This window comes from Paraburkholderia sp. XV, assembly GCF_020177535.1.
GTDB classification, from domain to species: Bacteria; Pseudomonadota; Gammaproteobacteria; order Burkholderiales; family Burkholderiaceae; genus Paraburkholderia; species Paraburkholderia caribensis.
In genome coordinates this window covers 36,806-59,255 of record NZ_JAGUUD010000030.1, presented here as the reverse complement: position 1 = coordinate 59,255, position 22,450 = coordinate 36,806, and the positions used below count along the sequence as shown (strand labels likewise).

19 protein-coding genes are annotated in these 22,450 nt (G+C 58.6%); 7 read left to right on the top strand and 12 right to left on the bottom strand.

Features of this window, described 5'->3' with window-relative positions:
- Positions 1-13: 13 nt before the first annotated feature.
- From KFO72_RS16905 to KFO72_RS42100, 3 genes are all read right to left on the bottom strand, one after another.
- The gene (locus KFO72_RS16905) at positions 14-418 is read right to left on the bottom strand and encodes an Hsp20/alpha crystallin family protein (protein WP_082433815.1); all 405 of its coding nucleotides are present in this window, start codon (positions 416-418) and stop codon (positions 14-16) included.
- A 268-nt stretch (positions 419-686) separates the two neighbouring features.
- Entirely contained in the window at positions 687-1,643 is a 957-nt protein-coding gene (locus KFO72_RS16900) for a LysR family transcriptional regulator (RefSeq protein ID WP_225032638.1), read from the bottom strand.
- A complete protein-coding gene (locus KFO72_RS42100; protein WP_257784191.1) occupies positions 1,640-1,765 on the bottom strand; it encodes a hypothetical protein in 126 nt (41 codons plus the stop codon). Before KFO72_RS42100 ends, KFO72_RS16900 begins: the two co-directional genes overlap by 4 nt.
- Positions 1,766-2,117: 352 nt before the next feature.
- Here KFO72_RS42100 and KFO72_RS16895 point away from each other — a divergent pair, with 352 nt between their 5' ends.
- Positions 2,118-3,545, top strand: a complete 1,428-nt coding sequence (locus KFO72_RS16895; protein ID WP_225032637.1) for a PLP-dependent aminotransferase family protein — start codon at positions 2,118-2,120, stop codon at positions 3,543-3,545.
- Between the two features lie 21 nt (positions 3,546-3,566).
- On the opposite strand, the gene KFO72_RS16890 is transcribed toward KFO72_RS16895, so the two are convergent.
- The 6 genes from KFO72_RS16890 to KFO72_RS16865 form a co-directional block, all read right to left on the bottom strand.
- Positions 3,567-3,776 carry a MoaD/ThiS family protein gene (locus tag KFO72_RS16890; RefSeq protein WP_225032636.1) on the bottom strand — a complete coding sequence of 70 codons (210 nt, stop codon included), beginning with the start codon at positions 3,774-3,776 and terminating at the stop codon, positions 3,567-3,569.
- Positions 3,777-3,875: 99 nt separating this feature from the next.
- A complete protein-coding gene (locus tag KFO72_RS16885) occupies positions 3,876-4,787 on the bottom strand; it encodes a bestrophin family protein (protein WP_054930868.1) in 912 nt (303 codons plus the stop codon).
- 102 nt (positions 4,788-4,889) lie between these two features.
- Positions 4,890-5,897, bottom strand: a complete 1,008-nt coding sequence (cydB, locus tag KFO72_RS16880; protein ID WP_054930867.1) for a cytochrome d ubiquinol oxidase subunit II — start codon at positions 5,895-5,897, stop codon at positions 4,890-4,892.
- A gap of 3 nt (positions 5,898-5,900) precedes the next feature.
- Positions 5,901-7,289 carry a cytochrome ubiquinol oxidase subunit I gene (locus KFO72_RS16875; protein ID WP_054930866.1) on the bottom strand — a complete coding sequence of 463 codons (1,389 nt, stop codon included), beginning with the start codon at positions 7,287-7,289 and terminating at the stop codon, positions 5,901-5,903.
- Between the two features lie 155 nt (positions 7,290-7,444).
- Positions 7,445-9,721 carry an FdhF/YdeP family oxidoreductase gene (locus tag KFO72_RS16870; protein ID WP_054930865.1) on the bottom strand — a complete coding sequence of 759 codons (2,277 nt, stop codon included), beginning with the start codon at positions 9,719-9,721 and terminating at the stop codon, positions 7,445-7,447.
- Positions 9,722-9,965: 244 nt separating this feature from the next.
- Positions 9,966-12,794: an ATP-dependent Clp protease ATP-binding subunit gene (locus KFO72_RS16865; RefSeq protein WP_225032635.1), complete on the bottom strand. Its 2,829-nt coding sequence runs from the start codon at positions 12,792-12,794 to the stop codon at positions 9,966-9,968.
- A 468-nt stretch (positions 12,795-13,262) separates the two neighbouring features.
- Here KFO72_RS16865 and KFO72_RS16860 point away from each other — a divergent pair, with 468 nt between their 5' ends.
- The 5 genes from KFO72_RS16860 to KFO72_RS16840 all read left to right on the top strand — a co-directional run bounded on the left by KFO72_RS16860 (position 13,263) and on the right by KFO72_RS16840 (position 17,850).
- Positions 13,263-13,661, top strand: a complete 399-nt coding sequence (locus tag KFO72_RS16860; protein ID WP_225032634.1) for a host attachment protein — start codon at positions 13,263-13,265, stop codon at positions 13,659-13,661.
- Positions 13,662-14,095: 434 nt separating this feature from the next.
- Positions 14,096-14,500, top strand: coding sequence for a hypothetical protein (locus tag KFO72_RS16855; RefSeq protein WP_062918862.1), 405 nt, complete (start codon positions 14,096-14,098; stop codon positions 14,498-14,500).
- 230 nt (positions 14,501-14,730) lie between these two features.
- Entirely contained in the window at positions 14,731-15,693 is a 963-nt protein-coding gene (locus tag KFO72_RS16850) for a hypothetical protein (protein WP_225032633.1), read from the top strand.
- Between the two features lie 396 nt (positions 15,694-16,089).
- Positions 16,090-16,947 (top strand): PA4780 family RIO1-like protein kinase, encoded by an 858-nt coding sequence (locus KFO72_RS16845; RefSeq protein WP_225032632.1) that lies wholly within the window; start codon positions 16,090-16,092, stop codon positions 16,945-16,947.
- A gap of 582 nt (positions 16,948-17,529) precedes the next feature.
- Positions 17,530-17,850, top strand: a complete 321-nt coding sequence (locus tag KFO72_RS16840) for a hypothetical protein (RefSeq protein WP_225032631.1) — start codon at positions 17,530-17,532, stop codon at positions 17,848-17,850.
- 218 nt (positions 17,851-18,068) lie between these two features.
- Here the strand turns inward: KFO72_RS16840 and KFO72_RS16835 are convergent, their stop codons facing one another.
- Entirely contained in the window at positions 18,069-19,469 is a 1,401-nt protein-coding gene (locus KFO72_RS16835) for an FAD-dependent oxidoreductase (protein ID WP_225032630.1), read from the bottom strand.
- Between the two features lie 125 nt (positions 19,470-19,594).
- The gene (locus KFO72_RS16830) at positions 19,595-20,134 is read right to left on the bottom strand and encodes a carboxymuconolactone decarboxylase family protein (RefSeq protein WP_062918219.1); all 540 of its coding nucleotides are present in this window, start codon (positions 20,132-20,134) and stop codon (positions 19,595-19,597) included.
- 111 nt (positions 20,135-20,245) lie between these two features.
- Between KFO72_RS16830 and KFO72_RS16825 the strand changes: the two genes are divergently transcribed.
- A complete protein-coding gene (locus KFO72_RS16825) occupies positions 20,246-21,229 on the top strand; it encodes an AraC family transcriptional regulator (RefSeq protein WP_225032629.1) in 984 nt (327 codons plus the stop codon).
- 54 nt (positions 21,230-21,283) lie between these two features.
- Here the strand turns inward: KFO72_RS16825 and KFO72_RS16820 are convergent, their stop codons facing one another.
- Positions 21,284-22,405 carry an NADH:flavin oxidoreductase gene (locus tag KFO72_RS16820; RefSeq protein ID WP_054930839.1) on the bottom strand — a complete coding sequence of 374 codons (1,122 nt, stop codon included), beginning with the start codon at positions 22,403-22,405 and terminating at the stop codon, positions 21,284-21,286.
- Positions 22,406-22,450 lie beyond the last annotated feature (45 nt).

The following is a 22,450-nucleotide window of genomic DNA, read 5'->3' as shown; positions in this document are numbered from 1 at the left end:
GATTCGCGGCGAGTTAGCCGAGCCGCTCGAGTTCCAGCAAAAGGCAACCATGTTCGGCATTGCGCCGTGCGAGTCGAAAATGCCCGGCCGGAAGGCGGATGTGCCGCTCGAAGCGTCCATAAGGAATTTCCATGCAATGAACCGCACCCACCGCAAACCCCTGCGGCAGATTCCTTTCGGCAACGACTATCAGCGTTCCACCTTCGAGAGTCAGGTTCACTTGATCGGGACGCACGCCGGGCAATGCAACCACGATGGCCAACTGGCCATCGTGTTCGAATACTTCAATAGGCGGTTCCCATACAGGTGTCCTGGATGGCTGGCCCGCTAGCCGGAAGAACTGACGATGCAATCGCTCGGCACGCTCAAGGGCGTCGATGGCGGTTTCCAACAGTGCTGTATGGATGGGCGTTGTCATGGCCGGGTCTCTGCCTGATCAGCCGACCGTGTCGGCTGTTCATTCATCAAAGGCGAAGCGTGCACAGCTGTCAAGCACATCAGGCGAGCGTAAGAACTGCCCATTCGCGCCGGACGGGCAGATGTCTGGTTGCTTGCTTCTTCCGATATCAACAATCGGGAAGTGGCGGGGTTGATGGCTTGGGCAATTGCCCGATAATCAAGCCGGTCTGCCTGCGATAGTGATTGCCATCAGCATTTCGACGTGTCACGTTTGTGCGCGTCGGGATCTAGCTCTCATCGAGCAGTGCTTCAATTCGACGTGCCGTTTCACCAGCGTTGGCGCTCACCCGACCGAGAATATTGGGCGTGCATTTTTTCAGCAGCGCTACGATCATCCGTACCCTGGAAGGGATCGGCCGTTGTGCCTGAAACAGGATGTGCAGATCAAACGGAGGCACATTGAATTCCGGCAGAATCCGTATCAACGTGCGATCCGCGAGTGCGGCGGCGCACGCGGGCTCCTCGATAACGCCGATACCGACGCCAGCCGTTATCATTTCGTACATAGGCCGCCAATGGCTTGTCCTGACTGCCGATTGAATCGGAGCACTCTCCACGACGCTGTCTACATGTTTAAGCGGCAACTGATCCGCGCCGAACATGCTCTGCACCCGAATGAACGGATGGTTCGTCAGGTCGGACGGCGTACAGATCTGGCCATGTTGTTCCAGGTATTCGGGTGCAGCTACGAGCGCGCGATCAATCTGGCCGAGCTTACAGGCAATGAATGCGCCTTCTCCAAGTGGTCCGAGGCGAAACGAGATGTCGACACCTTCCGTCACGAGATCGACAACCCTGTCGTTCAGGACGAGATCCAGATCCAGTTGGGGATAGGTTGCCCGGATGACCTTCAACGCCTCCGGCACGACGGTCTCGCCAAAGCAGTGGGGCGCTGCAATACGTATGGTTCCTCTGAGATCCTGCCCGTTGTTTGAGACTTCTGCGATGGCCTGTTCCACGGCGCACAGGATCTTCTTGCTGCGCTCGTAGAAGGCCATACCTTCAGGCGTGCAGTTGAACGCGCGTGCGCTGCGCAGCAGCAGGCGGCAGCCCAGATACTTTTCGAGCCGCTCGATGCGCTCGCTGACCGCGGGTTGGCCAATATTGAGGTCTCGTGCCGCGCCCGAAATGCTGCCACGTTCAACCACTCTGACATAAATGCGCATGGTCTCCAGCAGGTTCATGGCGCCCACCCCGCCTTCGCACCGGTTGCGCGCAGTTCGAACTTCGACGGGTTGCGCCGTTCGAGCCACGCATGGCCGGTACGGCCCTTGCCCTGGTCGCGTGTTGAGATGGCAACAGGCATGTGACTGGATACGCACGAGGCTTCGTGCAGATCAAAGGCGAGGTATGTCAACGCGCGCATTTGGGCATGTGATTGCCGGTATGCGTTGGCTCTTTCCTTCAATGTTGATCCGTACATGACGTGCCTCCGATAGTTACGCATCGGCCCGCGCTACTGTTGAGAGCTGAAACGATGCACGATGAGGCAAAGCGTAAGGCGGCCCGGTCCATCGCAGTGGGCACAAATCAGGGGGCGGTGAATCAGTACAGTTTTGCTAGGATCTCGATACCGGCAAAAGCCAAGCCGGTGGCCGTTCGCGGGACGGTTGGGCTGTGCTGCCCGTCCGACCAGTACAGTGTCAGGGACACGTCTAATGAATATTTACGAGAAACTCGCAGACGACATCGAGCGGCTGATCCGTCAGGGTGTTTACCGTCACGGGGAGCGCTTGCCTTCGGTACGTCAGACGAGTCAACAGCACCGGATCAGCATCTCAACCGTGATTCGGGCGTATTTGTTGCTCGAAAGCCGTGGATTGCTGACGAGCCGGCCGCAGTCGGGCTACTTCGCCAACTTCCGGGGCGGTGACGAAGAAGGGAAAGCGCTCGATCTGCGCCCGTCGAGACCCATTCCGATCTCGTCGCCGGTAGATGTCAGCCGGCTGGTACTTTCCACGCTGCGCTCGATTGGCGTAGACGACGCGTTGCCGCTTGGTTCACCGTACCCGGACCCCAGTCTGTTTCCATTCGAACGAATCAACCGTTACGCGTACGACATCGGGCGCGGCAAGTCCAGATGGGGCGTAACGGACGCCTTGCCACCCGGCAATCCGAATCTCGTGCGCCAGATTGCGCGTCGTTACCTCGAGAATGGCATGGCGGTCGATCCGAACGAAGTCATCATTACGGTCGGCGCGACAGAAGCGATCAATCTCTGCCTTCAGGCTGTCGCGAAGCCCGGGGATGTGATCGCTGTCGAATCGCCGACGTTCTACGCGATGCTTCACGCAATTGAGCGATTGGGCATGAAGGCGATCGAGGTGTCGACGCACCCCGAATATGGCATCGATATCGACGCGCTGGCTGCGATTGCCGACTCACAGACTATCGCTGCATGCATGGTCATGCCGAACTTCCAGAATCCGCTGGGATTTCAAATGCCTGACGAGCGCAAGCGCGAACTCGTCGAGTTCGCGACGAAGCGGGATATCCCTGTCATCGAAAACGGTGTCTACAACGAACTGTATTTTGGCAACTCGCACCCGAGCACACTGAAGGCCTACGATACGAAGGGCCTGGTGCTGCATTGCTCGTCGTTTTCGAAGAGCCTGACGGCTGCCTACCGGATTGGCTGGGCTTTGCCCGGGCGCTATCGCGATCAGGTCGAAAAGCTCAAATTCCTGAATACGTTGACGTCGCCGACGATACCTCAGCAGGCGATCGCGGAATACCTCGAACGCGATGGCTACGAACATCACCTGCGCAGGGTCCGAAAGGCGTACGCACAGCAGGCCAATCTGATGAAGGTCGTTGTGTCGCGTTTCTTTCCCGAAGGTACGCGGATGTCGAATCCCGCAGGCGGATATGTGCTGTGGATCGAACTGCCGCCCAAGGTCGACGGAATGCGCCTCTACAATCTCGCGCTCGATGAGGGCATCACAATTGGACCGGGGTATATGTTTTCAGTGTCCGATGCGACTTATAGAAACTTTATCCGCCTCAACTACAGCAGCCCGTGGACGAGCGAAATCGAGCAGGCGGTGATCACGATCGGCAAGCTGGCGGCCGTTTGTGCCCGCTAACGAAGGCGGTCTGTCACTTCGTCAGCCGCCCGTGACGGGAGGAAAGAAAGCGATCTCGCTGTTTTCGCGCACGACAAACCCGCTGCTGACCATCTCGTGATCGACGGCAATGCGAATCGGGAGGCTCGCATGCAGGGCTTGCGCCATGCGCTCGTCTCTCGATGCCAGCGTAGCTCGCAGATGGTCGATTGCCAGTTCCGCTGAGTCGATGTGGATGACTTCGGATGTCACGCCAACCTGTTACGCGTGACTGGTAGGATTTCGGCCTTTTGCTCTGGCCGGGCAGCTTTGCGCGACCTCTGGCGTCATTCGGGGCGCTTTGGAGCAGATTCACGTGAATTGATATAGACGCACCGGTACGATCTCTTCGGGCAGTTCACACCCACATAGCTCGAGAACCGACCGCTCGATGTTGCGGGTCATGACATCGAGGGCGAGCGCGTTCGGTGCAACGCTGAACGGCTCGGCAACTTCGCTGGCGATCGCCTCGAGAGCGATCAGCGTGTAAGAAATGAAGACGCAAAGTAGTGGCGTGAAAAATTCTGTCGAGTCGACAAGGCCAAACGGCAGCAAAACGCAGTAGGTGTAGACGGTACGATGCAGCAACACGTTGTAGGCAAACGGAATGGGTGTGGACGCAATGCGTTCGCACCCGCCCACACACTTTTCGAGTTCATTGACTTGCGCATCCAGCATCCAGAGCTTCGTATCCGAAATCGATCCTCGACTTTGCAGGTCAGCGAGTTCGCGACGAACTTCCTTGAGAAGCGCAACGGGCCGGTAACGAATCTCCCGCAATCTCCCGGCGCGGTCGGTTCCGAGAAGGCGGGTAAGATCGCCTTCTGGATCAGTACCGCGCAATTGATGCTTGAGTGCGTAGACAAACGCAATCAGGGTATGCGCGACGGAACGGCTTTCGTCGCTCTGAGGCGCATAACATTGCAGTTGTGAAGTGAGGTCACGAGCGGAGATCAGCAAATTGCCCCAGAGTCGGCGCGCCTCGTCGAATCGCTGATAGCTTGCGGTATTGCGGAATGCGAGGAAAATCGCAAGAGTAAGCCCGAAGAGCGTAAAGGGCGTTGTGTTAAGGGGGATCTTTTCGCCAAAGATGCGTCCCTGCGTGACGACGGCCAGACTGCTGACGACCGCCATGAACAAAAGCTGGGGAATAATCGATTGCAATACGGAACCGTTCCAGACGAACAACAAGCTGAACCAGTTCTGTCTCGGCCTCAGGATCATAGCGTGCTCTTCTTTTGTACAGATTGATTCGCCGCCAACTCAGACGTCGGCCGGCGGCCGGAAAGATATGCCCGTCCATGTCCCCCGGAATAACGATTGAGATCAGTGATAGCCCGGGTCTCCCTCCCGCACTTTGCCCCGGAATACACGATATTGCATTGCGTTGTAGACAAGGATGATGGGCAGAATGATGACGGTGCCCACGAGCGCAAACAGCTGGCTTGATGGACTCGACGACGCCTCCCAGATCGACAGTGAGGGCGGCACGATGTTTGGCCAGATGCTGATCAGCAAGCCGCTGTAGCCAAGAAAGCAGATCGCAAGCGTGAGAATGAACGGCATCGCTTCGTGCTGCAAGCGGACTGAACGGAAGATTCCCCACACGCACGCGATCACCAGAAGGGGAACGGGAAGGAACCAGCCGAGGTTGCCGCTGCCGAACCAACGATGCGCAACGGCAGGCAGGCCAATCACTGTCCACAGGCTCACGATGGTGATGGCGCCGAGCAGCACGCACACGAGCGGTCTCATCAACTGGCGCATATTGCGTTGCAGCTCGCCTTCCGTCTTCAGGATGAGCCATCCGCAGCCGAGCGTCGCATACGTGATGAGCACGCCGATTCCGCAGAACAGGCTGAATGGCGAGAGCCAGTCGAACGGACCGCCGACGAAACGTCCGTCGGCGATTTTGATTCCTTGCAACAGCGATCCCAATACGATGCCCTGGCAGAGCGCGGCGAGCCCCGAGCCGCAGATGAACGCGAGATCCCACGCATGCTGCGTACGGGTCGCTTTCCCGCGCAGTTCGAACGCCGCGCCGCGAAAGATCAGACCCACGACCATCAGGATCAACGGCAGATAGTTGGCGGGCAGCAGCGTCGAATAGACAACGGGGAATGCACCGTACAGGCCGGCACCACCGAGCACGAGAAACGTTTCGTTGCCGTCCCAGACGGGGGCGACTGTATTGAGCATCACTTGCCGGTCGTTTTTCGCCTCGAAGAATGGAAACAGCAGGCCGATGCCGAGATCGAAGCCGTCGAGCATCACATAGATGAACACGCCCAGCCCGATGATTGCGGCCCATATGACAGGAAGGTCGATTTGCATGGCTCATTCTCCTTCCAGCGCTTCGAGAGCGCGGTTGTGCAATACGGGATGCTTGCGTTGATCGCGGCGCTCGATGTGCTCGTCAGGGCCACGCTTCATCATCATCAGCATGTAATAGATGCCGACGCCGAACACCAGGAAATACACCAGCACGAAGATGAGCAGGGACACGCCCGCCTGCTGTGCATCGACCGGCGACAGAGAATCCACCGTGCGCAATACGCCGTAGACGGTCCACGGCTGACGGCCGACTTCCGTGGTGATCCAGCCGGCCAGCAGCGCCACGATGCCCGACGGTCCCATGCAGAATACGAAGCGCTGAAACCAGCGCGTCTCGTACAACTGGCCGCGTATCCTGAGCAGCAGACCGACCAGCGCCGTCAGCAGCATTAGCATGCCGAGACCCGCCATCAGCCTGAACGTCCAGAAAATAATGGGTGAATAAGGCCGGTCCTGAGGCGGGAACTCTTTGAGGCCACGAATTTCGCCATTCCAGCTATGCGTCAGAATCAGGCTGCCCAGGTGCGGAATCTGAATGGCGTATCGCGTGACTTCGGCGTCCATGTCGGGCAGACCGACCAGATTCAGCGCGGTGCCGCCTTTCTCCGTTTCCCATAACCCTTCGATTGCAGCGATTTTCGCGGGCTGGTACTTGCGTGTATTGAGACCATGCGCGTCGCCCACCAGGATCTGTATCGGCGTCAGCAGGAGCAATATCCACAATGCCATCGAAAAGCTGCGCATGACGGGCTTGTCGCGTCGGCCGTGCAGCAGGTGCCACGCGCCGCACGCCGCGACGATGAAGCCGGCCACGATGAAGGCGGCAATCGTCATGTGCGCGAGGCGATACGGGAATGACGGATTGAAGATCACCTTGAACCAGTCGACGGGCACAATACGGCCGTTTTCGATTGCATATCCTTGCGGCGTATGCATGAAGCTATTCGACGCGAGAATCCAGAACGTGGAAATCAGCGTGCCGACTGCGACCATCAACGTCGCAAAGAAATGCGCGCGCGGACTCACGCGATGCCAGCCGAACAGCATCACGCCGAGGAACCCTGCTTCCAGAAAAAATGCCGTCAATACTTCATAGGTGAGAAGCGGCCCGGTGATATTCCCGGCGATGCTGGAAAAGCCGCTCCAGTTGGTGCCAAACTCATAGGCCATCACCACGCCCGAGACGACGCCCATCCCGAACCCGACCGCGAAGATCTTCGACCAGAAAAGGAACATGTCCTTGTATGCGGTGTCGCCCGTCAGCAGCCAGCGCCATTCGAGCACGGCGAGAAAGCTGGCCATGCCGATGCTGATGGCGGGAAAGACGATATGAAACGATACGGTGAACGCAAACTGCAACCGGGCGAGATGAAAGGCGTCGAAGATTTCCATAATCGGTCAATAGCTCCCGTTGATGACGACATTTGCCGGATGACTCGCCAGGATCGATTGTGACGTGACCCGTATAACGTACTGAACGACAAGCCGCTACTCACGGAGCCTGCGGTTGTGTCCTCAAACCCCGTGCGCAAAGGCAACTGACACCGTCAACTCGCCGTCGCGCGCGTGACCTTGACGGGCACAGACTTGTAGGAGGGCGTGCCACACTCCTTGTCGATATAGTCGAGCGGGACCAGAACGTTGGCTTCCGGGTAGTACGCGGCTACCGAGCCCTTTGCAATGGCATACACGATCGCGGTGATGTTCTTCATGCGCAACTGTCTGCCTGAGACGATCGTCTCGATGTCGACCAGGTCGCCATGTTCGAGCCCGCGCTCTTCGAGGTCGGATTCGTTCATGAACAGCACGTCACGCCGGCCGAATACGCCGCGATAGCGGTCGTCCATCGCATAAATGGTGGTGTTGTACTGGTCGTGGCTGCGTATCGTGATGAGCCGCAGTACGTTCTCTGCGCCGAGCACGTCCGCGTCTTCCTTGACGCCGTCATAGACCGAGAAGATCGCCTTTCCGGACGGCGTGGGCCACTGCCGCTCGGTTGGCGGCAGCGGGAGGCGAAATCCGCCGGGATGCCGGATACGTTCGTTGAACGCTTCGAAGCCCGGGACGGTCTGCTCGATCAGGTCGCGGATCTTGTCGTAATCGCCAATGAGTTCCATCCACGCTACCTTGCTGTTGGGTAGCGTCGCGCGCGCCATGCCGGCGACGATGGCGGGCTCCGAGCGCAGATGTTCCGACGCTGGGGTGAGCTTGCCGGCCGATGCATGAACCATGGACATCGAGTCTTCCACCGTGACCGACTGCTGACCTCCAGCCTGCATGTCGAGTTCGGTACGGCCAAGGCAAGGGAACAGGTAGGTTTCCTTCGATACCAGCAGGTGAGTGCGATTGAGCTTCGTGCCGATATGGACGGCCAGGTCGAGCCCGGCCATGGCGGGAAACGACGCTTCCGGATCGGGCAATGCGACCGCGAAGTTTCCACCCAGGCAGATCAGCGCTTTCGATTTGCCTTCGATCATCGCCTGCATCGCCTGGACGGCATCATGGCCGTGTTCCGAGGGTGGGGTGAAGCCGCAGGTTTGTTCGATCAGCTTGAGAAACTCGCCGGATGGCTTCTCCGTAATGCCGACCGTGCGATTCCCCTGTACGTTCGAATGTCCGCGAAGCGGGCAGATGCCTGCACCTGGTTTGCCGAAGTTGCCGCGCAGCAATAACAGGTCGGCAATCAGACGGACGTTGGCTGTGCCTTTGTTGTGCTGTGTGATGCCCATCCCGTAGGTCACGATGGTCGCATTGGATTTCGCATAGGCAAGGGCGACTTCTTCGAGATCGGGGCGCGTGAGGCCACTCGCCTTTTCGATATCGTCCCACGACGTCGCTTCAAGATCAGCGGCGAACGCGTCGAAACCCTCCGTGTGCGCGGCGATGAACTCGCGGTCGAGTACATTGCCTTGCTCCGCCTCCATCTGAAGCAGTGCTTTCATGACGCCCTTCAGCGCGGCTGCATCGCCGCCTGCGTCTACCTGAAAATAGGTCGAGGCAATGCGCGTGGATGCATAGGTTGCCATTTCGAGGAAGTTCTGCGGATCGGCGAACCGTTCGAGCGCGCGCTCACGCAGCGGATTGAACACGATGATGGGAACGTTGCGCCGCGACGCTTCGTGCAGCGTTCCCATCATGCGCGGATGATTCGTGCCGGGATTGTGACCAATCGATATGATGAGCTCGGCCGAGTCGAAGTCTTCCAGCGAAACCGTTCCCTTGCCGATGCCGATTGAACGAGGCAAGCCGACGCTGGTCGGCTCATGACACATGTTCGAGCAATCAGGAAAATTGTTTGTACCGTACTCACGGGCAAATAACTGATACAGGTATGCCGCCTCGTTCGAGGCGCGACCGGAGGTATAGAATTCGACCTGGTCCGGCGAAAGCGTCCGCAGGATTTCACCTATGCGCGCAAACGCGTCCTCCCATTCAACAGCACGATAGGTATCCGTTGCCCGATCGTAGACGAGCGGATGGGTAAGGCGTCCCATGTCTTCCAGTTCGTAGTCCGATTTTTTCAACAAGGAAGTCACGGTGTTGCTGGCGAAGAACTCGGGAGGAACACGTTTGGTCGTCGCTTCCCAGGTGACAGCCTTTGCACCGTTCTCGCAGAACTGGAATGTGGAGCGATGTTCCTTGTCAGGCCACGCGCATCCGGGACAATCAAAGCCATCCGGCTGGTTGGTCCGCATGAGCGTAATTGGGGCGGAGATGCTTTCCATCTGCTGGCGGACCGCCTGAGCCGTGGCGCGGAGCGCGCCCCAACCACCCGCGGGTCCGTCATATGGGCGAATGCCTGGAACTTCGCGTCGTGTCGTCATCTCGCACTCCGTTAAGGTTTCCGAACCAGAAATTTATGCACCGATCGATGGCGTGGTGAGGTTTCTATTTCCATATACGGCTACGGTCTCGAGTCGAAAAGTTATTGACGAGTTATGCGCTCTTTACAGGAGCGCACAACCGATGTCTTTGCTTGTATAGATCGAGTGAAGAACGGGTAGGTCGGTTACAGGTTGAAAGCGATCTAATCGATAAGCACGCCATTGGAGACAAAGCTCAGGTGATTCACCTGGTATGTTTACCAGACTCTGTTGAACCACGCTTCTTACGTCCCTTGCTGGATGCGGAATCTGCGAGCGGTGTCTGCGCGTCGCCATCGGGCTGCGCATCGTGCCCGTTACCTGCTTTCGGCTTGTCCTTTGCCGGTTTCGATGCCGATGCGATCTTGTGGAATTTGACCTCACCACTGTCTTTGTCATAGGTGACGTCGGCGGTATCACCGGATCTGAGTGCATCGCCGAGCATTTCCTTCGCGAGCTTTCTTTCGATTTCCTGTCGAATCTGTCGCTTCAGTTCGCGAGCGCCGAACTCGGGCTGGTAACCCGCTTCGACCAGATGCTCGATGACGGAATCGTCGATCTTGAGCGTGATGCCTTGCGCGGCAGCAGTGCGTATGACGCGGTCGATCTGGATTTGAACGATAGAACGGATGTTCTCGCGCGACAGCGAGTGGAATACGATGATCTCGTCGAGACGATTCAGGAATTCGGGGCGGAAGTGACCCTTTAGCACCGTCATCAATTCGTCGCGCAAGGCCTTTTCGGTCATGCGAGCGGCTTCGGGCCGCTCCAGGTTTTCCATGATGATCGACGCACCCAGATTGCTGGTCGCGATGATGATCGTGTTGCTGAAGTCCACGACCCGGCCCTTTCCATCCGTCAGGCGTCCATCGTCGAAGACCTGTAGCAACACGTTGTTCACGTCGGGGTGCGCTTTCTCGATTTCGTCGAGCAGGATCACGCTGTACGGGCGACGCCGCACGCGTTCGGTAAGCTGACCGCCTTCGTCGTAGCCGACATAGCCGGGCGGCGCGCCGATGAGCCGTGCCACTGCATGACGCTCCATGTATTCGGACATGTCGATGCGGATCACCGCCTGTTCATCGCCAAATACGGTTTCGGCCAGCGCTTTCGCGAGTTCCGTTTTGCCGACGCCCGTCGGTCCGAGAAACAGAAAGGTAGCGATCGGCTTGTGTGTCTGACCGAGCCCCGCGCGCGACATACGCACCGCATCGCTCACGGCGATGACGGCATCGTCTTGCCCTACGACTCTTTCACGCAGCGTCTCTTCCATCCTGAGCAGCTTCTGGCGCTCTTCCTGCGTCAGATCGGACACGGGAATGCCCGTGAGGCGCGAGACGACCTCCGCGATCGCTTCGACGGTCACCTCCAGCGTCTCGGAGCCGGTTTTGCGTTGCCACGCCTCGGTCTGCTCATCGAGCGCCTTTTGTTTATCGTTGATGCGATCCTCGAAGCCTTTCGCCTCGTCGAAGCGTTTGCGCGACGACGCGTAATCCTGCTCACGCCTGAGTTGCGCAATCTCGGCTTCTAGTTCCTGAATGCCGGCAGGCCGCGAAGTCGCGCCGATGCGCACGCGTGCGGCGGCCTGGTCGATCAGATCGATGGCCTTGTCCGGGAGGAAGCGCGAAGTAATGTAGCGATCGGACAATTCGGCAGCGGCGACGAACGCATCATCGGCAAACGTTACCTGATGGTGCGCTTCGAGCTTGTCGCGCAGTCCGCGCAGGATGACGATGGTCTGCTCGACCGTCGGCTCCGGTACCAGTACGGGCTGGAAACGCCGTTCGAGCGCGGCGTCCTTTTCGATGTACTTCTGATATTCGTTCAGCGTCGTCGCGCCGATCAGGCTCAGTTCTCCGCGCGCGAGCGCGGGCTTGAGCACGTTTGCGATGTCGAGTCCGCCTTCACCGCCACCCTGGCCTGCGCCGACGATCGTATGCAGCTCGTCGATGAACAGGATCAGTTCGGCCTGTTTCGCCGTGACCTCATCGATCATCTGCTTGGCGCGCTCCTCGAATTCACCGCGATACTTGGCGCCTGCCACCATCGAATTGATGTTCACTTCGACGAGCCGCTTGCCGCGAAGCACCTCGGGCACATCGCCGTTTACGATCCGCTGTGCAAGGCCCTCGACGATCGCCGTCTTGCCGACGCCCGGCTCGCCGATCAGCACGGGGTTGTTCTTCTTCCGGCGCGCGAGCACCTCGATTGTGCTTTCAATTTCCTGTGCGCGCCCCAGCACCGGGTCGAGCTTGCCCTGGCGCGCCATTGCCGTCAGGTCGCGTCCGAACTTGTCGAGATTCGGCGTGCCCGTCGGCGTATCGACACGGCCGTCCTCGGCGCCCTTGCCGACGACCTTCACGACCTTCTGCCGCAGTGCCTCAGGCGTGACGCCATACTTTTTGAGCAAGGTGCCTGCAATGCTGTCGGGCACGGCCGCGAGGCCGATCAGCAGATGTTCGGGGCCGACGTACGAATGCCCGAGATCGCGCGACGCCTGAAACGCGTGTTGAAATGCCTTCTTCAGACGTGGGGAAATCGTCATCCTGTCGAGCGGCGTGTCGGCTTCGGCCGTTCCCGTCTGCGCGTGCTCGTCGATGTATCCCTTGATGTCTTGCGGCGACAACTTCAGTTCTTTCAACAGCGCGGCGACGATGTCGGTATCCGCGAGCACGTAGAGCAGGTGCTCGGTATCGAGTTCTTTCCGGCGCAGTTCGTGCGCTTTTTCGGCGGCTCGCTGTAGCAGTTCCAACGTCTGTTCACTAAAGGCGTCGGTTGCATCGACCGATTCGCGCGGCACTTCGGCGGCAAGTCCCGTTTCTTCGCCGTCACCGTCGTCAAAGCCGCCGAAGAAGCGTGACAGGCCCGAGCCGCCACCCAGCAACGAGTCGAATGGGTTAACCATGCTCTGATGGCGCATCAATTGACGGTAGTCGTAGTCGCATATCGACATGGTCTTACGTTCGCCGTTCTGCACGACGCTTACACGGGCCACGGCGGGACGGGTATGACAGATATCGCAGAGCAAGGGCATGGTGAAATTGCCTCCGTCATATGGAGCGTTTGCATCCATCCGCTGATACGCACGGATTTTTGCAGGACAGTCTTCTGCTCCGAATTGGTGTGCCAGCGAAAACTCATTCCCCCCGAGTCACAATGCGAGCGAGGACGGCGTCGCGTGACCGGGCAGGTACTGTGTATATAGTCGATCGATACGTCGTCTCCAAGGCAAAACGCGGAGGCCACGGTCTCGCGCCGCCGGAGATACCGGTGAAGAAATTCTAGGGACTGGACAGGCCTGTGTGAATATCGGAAGTACCGATGATATGTATCGGCTCGCATCGCCCCGTTCCAGGTCGGTTCGATGCGGTTTTGCCGTGTCGGATCGCGACCGTTGCGCCATGATAGAGACGCGGGCTATCCACGCGAGGCAGTGCTGCGCGACGTTCACTTCTACAGCGAATGGTTGGTCAAATGCTTTGTTCTGTGAAGGAGATGTGCGATGAGCGATATTACCTGGGTGATTGTGGCTAATGGTGAGCGTGCGCGTGTTTTCCAGACGCAAGGGCTAGCGCTCGATTTGCAAGAGATGGAGGATCTGGTCAACACTGCGGGACGTGGAGCCGGACTAACGGATAAAGAAGCAGAAGTGCTTGATCGGGGTGAGCAAAAGGAAAAACTTGAAGCGAAATTTTCGAAGCGCGTTGCAGACTACCTGGAACAGGGACGCTTGCATCAAAAGTATCACCGCTTGATCATCGCTGCCGAAGCAAAATTTCTCGGTATGGTTCGCGCGGACCTGAGCGAAGAAACGCAGCGGTTGATATTCGAGGGGGTGAGCGATGACTTTTCGGAGCTTGACGTAGTTGAAATACAAAAGCGCCTTAGGAAGGAGCGATGAGACGAGCAGATACGCGCGCGCGGGTTGTATATTCTCCAAAACGGTTTTCATGGCCGGTTATCCGGCCGGGAGCAACGGTGCGAAGTGACTGCTCCGCTCTGATACCGGCCCTTGAAACTGCGGCGACCGGACCGGCAGCAGCAGGTCGACTAGGGAAGTTCGGGGGTCGATCCAGGCGGCCCGTTCGTCGTCTGCCGATGGATTTCCGGGTTCGGCCATTTTCGGCCATTCGATGCCGGTCGCTAAATCGTCGACACTTCGGCTCCGATGCGACTCGGACGACCACGGCAAGCCAGACACAGCCTTCAGTCAATCACTTAAGTTTCACGCCAATTTGCCGTAAGGACGGTGTGAGCGCTCTTCGTTCGGAACGGGCAGGATGCTGCACGTACCTCCGGTGAGCGTACTAACTGCTATTGATGCTCGGAATCGCTATGAAAATCAAAGTTCGAGATGTATTACTTGTTGCAGTTTTTCTTTGCTTCTCCAATCTCGCCTCGGCTCTCGATGATCGTATGGTTGGCACATGGGAGGGGCAAAGAGACAAGGATGGCAAGTGTTCATATATGGCGTGGACCATGAAAAGGTCATCGGATGGCAAGTTCGAAATTGCGTTCTTCCAAAATCCCGAAAGGACTAAGTTTTTGAATATAGAGAGGGGCCAGTGGGAAACCAAAGACGACAAGATTTCCCTCACCACGGAGGGCGACTCTATCCCCGATGTGTACACCTACGCTTTTACAGACAGCGATACCGTTCATGTTTCTGCGATTGAGCGAAACCCTTCGGCTGACTGCATGGCCGACTATGAATTCACGGATCATCGGATCAGACCGTAAAGGGCACGGCCGTAAGCGGCTCCTGAGGGACCCCTGTCGCTGATCAATGCAGAACCGATGATGCAGGCGCATGAGGCATGCGTGCGGCCACTTTCGGTCATCCGCCATCTGCCAGCAAATCGTCGACAATGTCCGGTCTCTTGAAGATGTAATTTTTTAAGGCTAGGGCCATGCTTCCGTTAGTCCGTTGGATCGCCCCCGCAATCACTAACCTGATAGAAAGTAGATCCATGCTGAACCGACGTTTATTGTCTGTTGCCGCTATCGTCTCCTGCTACGCCTTGTTGGCCACCGGTTGCGTGCAACAGTATCTCGGAGATTCGGGCAACGTTTCCAACTCTGTGGATCAAAAATCAACACGCATCCCCACTTCTGAACTCGGAGGAAATGCGCTGAAAAGTGAACATGAGAAGGGACTGGAAAGCGCCAAGGCTGACGAAGCCTCGGCCACAACTGACCAGAAGCGGGCGTTCGCAATGCAACAGGAGGCAGCGGAACTCGATTCTCTCGGCAGATCGACTGAGGCGCTTGTCGTTATCAACCACGCACTTAGCTTGCTCGATCCTTCGAAGAACAAAGATGTCATCGCGACCAAAGCGGGAATTCTGTTTAGCCTGAACGTTCCACAAGGGGCTCTCACAGTGCTAGCGCCGGGACTGGAGCTTACCCGCAAATATGCGAACAGCCGACCGGCTATCGACCGCGCGTCCGCGTTGAGCACCTATACAGAAGGATTCGTAACCGCGACTTTCGCATATATTCAGTTAGAGCAATGGCAGAGCGCTATCGATACGCTAGCCGACACACAGTCCGTACTTGAATCGTCAACTTTCTATCCATATAGGAGCCTCGTTTATCGCTACATCATGGCTAGAGCCAAAAACCCGGCGTTGATGAACCCAACTCTGGAACAGGAAGCAGCGTACTACGCGGCACATAATAAGAGTCACTATGGGGCCCTGCTGCGCATGTACCAAGGCGAAGACACGACTAGCGAAGTGACGGAGATTCTCACGACGATGTCTGGGACAGAAAAGGAGGACGCCGTCGCCGAAGCACTGTTCTATCAAGGCGCCTATGCCAAGTATGTAAAGGGAAATTCAGCTGAAGGAAAGGCGAAGCTGGATGACCTTGATCGTCTTGCCCCCTATGGAAGCATTGAGTGGATTTACGGAAAGCGTGTTCTCAATTGAGAGCGCGTTGAAATCCGCTCGGGTCACCGATGACGCCTCCTATAGAGAGGGCTTGGATCAGGTTGACTCGTCTTGGCGCGAGCCGTCACCCGCACCGTTGAATGGCCGTTGTCGAGCGAATCGACCGTCCCATGTGGGTCGTGTGTTGCCGGTCGTGCCAAGCAGCGAGCGGTCTGGATCTGCGGCGCAATGCATTTACACAGTCGGCGGGAGATTTGCCTCCGTTCGTTCACCCTTATAATCCGGCATGACTCCATCCATCTCCCACACAGCAAGCTTACGGCCGCCAGCACCGGCTGCTCGATTCATCGGTTCGTTGGTCGCGCATACCCCAGCGGGCCATTCACCATCCACGCGCTCGGAATGCACGTTCCACGAGCTGTGGCCGACGATCGTATGAAAATACCCAAACGACTTGCACCGCTTCTCGAAGAAGAACTTATCGACGAGGTCATCGGCCAGTTGATGAGCGGCAAGGAGGCAACGGTCTACGTCGTGCGCAGCGGCGAATCGACGCGTTGCGCCAAGGTCTACAAGGACGCGAAGCAGCGCAGTTTTCGGCAAGCCGCGTCGTATCGGGACGGTCGCAAGGTCAAGAACAGCAGACAGGCGCGGGCGATGGAAAAAGGTACGCGCTACGGCCGTCAGATGCAGGAAGCGTCATGGCAGAACGCTGAAGCGGACGCGCTGTTCCGGCTCGCCAACGCAGGTGTGCGCGTGCCGCAACCCTATATTTGTACCGACGGCGTGTTGCTGATGGAACTGGTGATCGACAAGGTGGGTAACGTCGCACCACGGCTCAACGACGTCGAACTGAACGAAGCCCGCGCCCTCGAACTGCACGCGCTGCTGCTGAACCAGGTTGTCCGCATGCTCTGCGCGGGCGTAATTCACGGCGACCTGTCGGAATACAACATCCTGCTGGCAGCGGATGGACCAGTGATAATTGATCTGCCGCAAGCCGTCGACGCAGCCGGCAACAACGAAGCCGCCTCGATGCTCAAGCGAGACGTCGACAACCTGGCCGCGTACTTCGGACGGTTTGCACCGCAAATACTCACCGCGAGTTATGGCACGGAGATCTGGGCGCTCTTCGAAGCAGGGCGGCTGCATGTCGACGCCGAATTGACGGGTCGCATCGAAGTCGACACGCGACCTGTGGACCTCGATGGCGTGCTGGAGGAACTCGAAGCGACACGTCTTGAGGAAGACGCGCGAGTGCGGCGACAGCAGGAACTGAGCGCAAGCCGGTAACCGTGCTCGATGTCGCCCGAAAGTGAAGGTCTTCGAGGATGTCGCCGCTCGGCCGAGGGCGTGTGAAAACTCGAAAGTACTCGGTTTTCAGGTGTCGCTTTACCCTTCCCAAGGCACTGCGAAGCCAACACAGCACGATCTGGAGGGTCGATTTTTTCGAGCGTCGCGTTTAGGGTGCGTTTTCACACGCCCTCGGCCAGTAAGAGACGGTCGACTGCGGTACCAAGATCGTTGACAATGTCGGCTAAATTCTCGCATCTAGTTGAACGCCCAAGCTGTTGTATGCTGACCGACCTTCGCATGCGAAATATTCTCAAAATATTTTCCGCTCAACGCGAGAGCGATCGCGCGGCAAAAAACATTGAGCCCGACGCGCTGAAACTGCAATTCGCTCTGTCGCAATACTTGTCGATTCCCAGGTAGCGTTTTGGCTCGCGAGCGGCCGACGTCGCTGGGCAACTCGGACCGAGCGCCATTGAGATGCTGGTATCCCGACTCCACACGCCTTCATGTCCAACTCCGGAGACATTCGAATCTGGAGTGCGTGGTCTGGGAGCTTGGCTCACCGCCTGGCAATTCGCTGTGTTCGAGATTCTCTTCCATTTCCGTTCTTCTGCAGTCGAGGTTCTTCGCCGGATTGCTTGGGGCGAATATGACTGGACACAGGGAAACGCGCTGGAGATATTGGTCCGCCTCGCAGCTGAATGCATTTGGCGAGACGTCATGACTGCGGATTTCCATCAGAATTTCGAACACGTTGCAGATGAAGCGAAGCGATATGCAATAGGCCCTCTATTGCATCGCGCGAAGTTCGAATTGAGAGTCGCCGCAATTGTGAGCGAATTGAACAGCGTCGCGGGCTGGTGTGAAGTCGTCTACGAACTGGAAGGCAGGAATCGTTAGAGCACGTGTTCCGCCATTCGAACCGTCCTTATTAGCTCGCGATTGAGTGTCCGCTTGCGCCGGACACGGTTGACCGCTCCGGGTCGGTTCATAGCATTGATCGTCGGCTTCATTCCGGCAATCAGTGCGGCGCCTTATCCCACCGCGCGATGCCCATCACGGGGTGATGGGCATCCAATACAGCCGCACCTTTCTTTAAACCTGGCCTCCTGTCTTCCTCACTCGCCGGTTCGCTTGGGCACCCTTGACAGCAGCGGTCCAAGGCCTTCGGCGACGGTCAGATGAGAGATCACGGCATCCCGGAGTTTCTGGTACGGGAGATCCGCAATCATCGCTGTCTGCATGGCCGCCATCACTTCTCCAGCTTCCGAGCCGATCATTGTGAAGCCGAGTATGCGATCGTCGTTTGCGCTGACGAGCACCTTCATGAAGCCCTGCGTCTCGTCGGTCGCTTCCGTCCGCAGCACGTTGTTCATGGGAAGTATTGCGACACGAACGCCGATACCTTGACGTTGCGCATCGCTTTCGCTTAGTCCAACGCGCGCGAGCGGGGGATCGGTGAACAGCGTGTACGGAATCAGACGATCGCCAGTGCTGCGATTGCCGCCTGCCAGGTTGTCGCGCACGATTCTGAAGTCATCGACCGATACATGCGTGAATTGCGGACTGCCCGCGACTTCGCCAATTGCCCAGACGTCGGGTGCCGAGGTTTGCAGCCGGTCGTTCACCCGAATGTATCCACGTTCGTCGAGCTGGATGCCTGCGTGCTCCAGGCCGATGCCGGCTGTGTTGGGAACCCGGCCGGTGGCGACAAGAATGTCGCTTCCATCCAGAGTCCGGTCACCCGAAGGCGTGCGCACGACGACGCGGACATGCGTGCCCGAGCGGCCCTCGACGCTGACTATCCGTGCATCCAGCACGACATCGATTTCTTCCGCGCGAAGCATGCGCATCATCTCCGCGCCGACGTCCGCATCTTCGCGGGCCATCAGTCTTGCACCGCGCTCGATGATCGTCACGCGACTGCCGAAGCGCCGGTAAGCCTGCGCCATCTCCACGCCGATATAGCCGCCACCGAGGACGATCAGATGTGCGGGTGCACGGTCGAGATCCAGCGCGCCGATGTGCGTCAGCGGTTCGGCAGCGCGCAGTCCCGGGACGTCGGGAATCGCTGCGTGCGTCCCGACGTTGACCACGACCTGGCTTGCGCTGAGCGTACGCGTGCCGCCGCCGTTCAGTTGCACCTCGATGGTCTTCGGCCCGACAAAACGGCCGACGCCCATGATCAGTTCAGCGCCGCTCGATTCATACGCCTGCACGTGAAACGCGGCTTCACGTTCGACCATGCCGCGCTTGCGTTCGCGAACCTTTGCCATGTCGATGGCGACAGGTCCCGTAGTCGCGCCGAAGTCAGCGGCATGCCGCGCCAGATGAGCCACGCGCGCGCTCCAGATTTCGTTCTTGCTCGGCAGGCACGCGACGGCCGGACACGAGCCGCCCACCCACTGCCGTTCGACCACGGCCACACGTTGTCCTGACCGGCCCAGATGCCAGGCCAGCAGTTTGCCGCCCTGGCCACTGCCGAGAATCAACGTATCGAACTGTTCAACCTGAGACATGACTTTCTCCAATCCAGCTAAGGGTGAATGCGCGACGATCGCGACAGGTCCGTCGGCGTCGGCGCGCCAGGTGTACGGCGCGGGCGGCACGTCATCGCGCCGCCTGTGCGCGCGTCAAAGCGACGTCATTTGACCGGCGGGAAATCGACGTCGGTGTCGTTGATGCGGTTGAAGGTGTTCGTGAAAATCGTCATGGCGATTGCCAGCGAGATTTCCGCGAGTTGCGTGTCGCTGTAGCCTGCGGCGCGAATCGCTGCGAGTTCGCTTTCGCCGATCGTGCCGCGGGTCGTCTGCAGGGTCAGCACGAAACGGATGAGGGCGTCGCGTCGGGCATCGCCAGTCGCCTGACCCGCGCGAATGTGCTTAAGCGCTTCGGGCGACAGCCCGGTCATCTTGCCCAGCATCACGTGCGCGGCGACGCAGTAGTCGCAGCCCGTTTGCTCGCTCACGAGCAGCTTGATGGTTTCCAGATCCTGCTTGCTCAGACTGCTCGATGCCAGCGCGCCTTCCGCGTCTAGCGCCGCATTCAATGTCGCGGGCGCGAGATGGCCGAGCGCCGCGAACAGATTCGGCACGCTGCCGCCGGCTATTTTGCGAACCCGTCCATAGACTTCGGCGGTGGCGCCCGTTGCGTTCTGGACTGCGGGGATGGCGATGCGACTCATGTTGGACCTCATTCAGTGGTGGTTAGGAGCCTCCACTTTAGGTGCGGCGAATGAGCTTGTTGAGTCCTTGGATTATCAATATCATGCTCAAAAGTATCACGTGGAGCCGCGATGTCACTTTCGCAAGATTGGCTGAGCCGTTTGCTCGGCATGATGACCGTGCACGGTCAACTCGAATTGCGCTGTTCGTATGGCGCACCGTGGGAAGTGATCTATGGCGATTCGGACCCGGGTGAGATGCCGTATCACATCATTCTCAGCGGGTCGGCCGTTCTGGAGACGCCGGGTTCCGGCAAGCCGCAGCAGCTTTGCGCAGGCGACATCGTAATGCTGGCGCACGGCGGTGCCCACATGCTTCACGACGGTAGCGGCGCGCGGCCGAAGCGGGCGCACGAGCGCGCCGCACTGAACCTGACCATTAGCGAAAACAAGGGCACCGGCCCGCGTCTCGACATGCTCTGCGGGCGGATCATTCTGGCGCCGCCACATGACCGGTTCATCCGTGCGTATCTGCCTGCACGGCTTGTCACGCATACGTCGCCGACAAAAAGCGGTGTAAAGCACGGCACGGATGGTGCGGCCTACGAGCACCTGAACGGTCTCGTGGCACTCATGCGAGCAGAGGCGGGTGCAGACAATCTTGGCGGCTACGCGATGATGAATGCGTTATCGGCGGCGCTGTTTGCGCTGACGATGCGCGTGGCCAGCGAGTCCGATGAAGCACCTGTCGGACTGCTCGCGCTCGCAGGCAATCCGCGCCTGTCTCCCGCGCTCACGGCGATCTTCAGCGACCCGGCACGGGCATGGACGCTGCCGGAACTGGCGAACCTCTGCAGCATGTCGCGTGCAACGTTGATTCGTCACTTTCAGGACAAGCTGGGCCGTTCGCCGAATGATCTCTTGACCGATATCCGCATGGCGCTGGCGGCCAACGAACTGAAAAGACCCGGCATTTCGACCGAGGTTGTGGCCGAGACAGTCGGCTATCAATCCGTCGCCGCATTCCGGCGCGCGTTCAGTCAACGTTTGGGCATGACGCCAGCGGACTGGCGTCGTTCGCAACGGGAGAAACAACATGCGGAGCTTGCAACCTGACGGCTGGAGCGTGCGGCAGAACGGTTGCGCGGCGCGCTGCCGCGCAAGCGGACGTTACGTTGAAGCGGCTATCTGCATTGCGAGTTCTTCGGGCTTGATGCTGGCGATCGGTTGAAGGATCGAACCGTCGAATGTACGGGGTTCGAGCCTGTTTGCGAGCAGTTTCGGCAGGTCGGGATTCGCCAGCGCGCCGCGTCCGACGGTCACCAGATCCGCACCGGAGGCCAGCGCGTGGTTGATACGCTCAGCCGTGTGCAAGCCGCCGTTTGCGATGACGGTGACGGCGGGCGCGTAACGGCGTGCCAGCGTCACGAGGCTATCGTGCGTGCCTTCGAAGGCCGGCTGCCAGGCCTCGAACTCCGTGACGTGAAGGAAGTCGATGCCTGCATCGGCAAGTGTGCCGAAGATCACTTCGGCATCCGCCTCGCCACCCGACCACCTGGAACCGAAATCGTTGACCTTGCCTTGTGAAATCCGGATACCCACGGGTACAGCATCTCCGATGCCGAGCCTGACTGCTTCGACAACATCGACGAGCAGTTGCACGCGAGCCTTCGTGTCGCCGCCCCAACGGTCAGTCCGGCGATTGGTCCCTGCTGTCAGGAACTGGTCGAGGAGATATCCGTTAGCGCCATGAATTTCCACGCCCTGGAACCCGGCGATATTCACGGCACGTCGTGCCGCGTCGACGAAGCCCTGAATCGCTTCATCAATATCAGCATCCGTCATCTGTTTCGGCTCAGCATAGTGTCCCTGGCCGAAGTAGAACTTCATCTGTTCGCCCTTGGGGCGGACGGCCGACGGTCCCACGGTATGGCTTCGATAAACGTTGCCTTGACTCAACGCCCCGGCATGCATGAGTTGCGCGAACACAGGGGTCCCATGCTCATGCATCTCGCGATTGAACGTCGACCATGCCTTCGCCTGTTCGTCGTCGGCCAGTCCTGGCTGAAACCGGTATCCTTGCGAGAACGCCTTGTCGGTGTAGATGCCTTCCGTCGTTACCAGCCCGAAACCGCCCTTCGCGAAGCGCTTGTAGTAGTCGAACATGGTTTGGGTCGGATGGCCGTATTCCGTGGCCGTGATTCGCGTCATGGGTGCGACGGCGATGCGGTTGCGTAATGCGATGCCATTGCGGTTATACGAAGAAAGGATGGGGGAGGTTGCGTCGCTCATTTCGCTGCTCGTCTGGTGAAGAAGGTGACTGCATGGTAGGCGTCG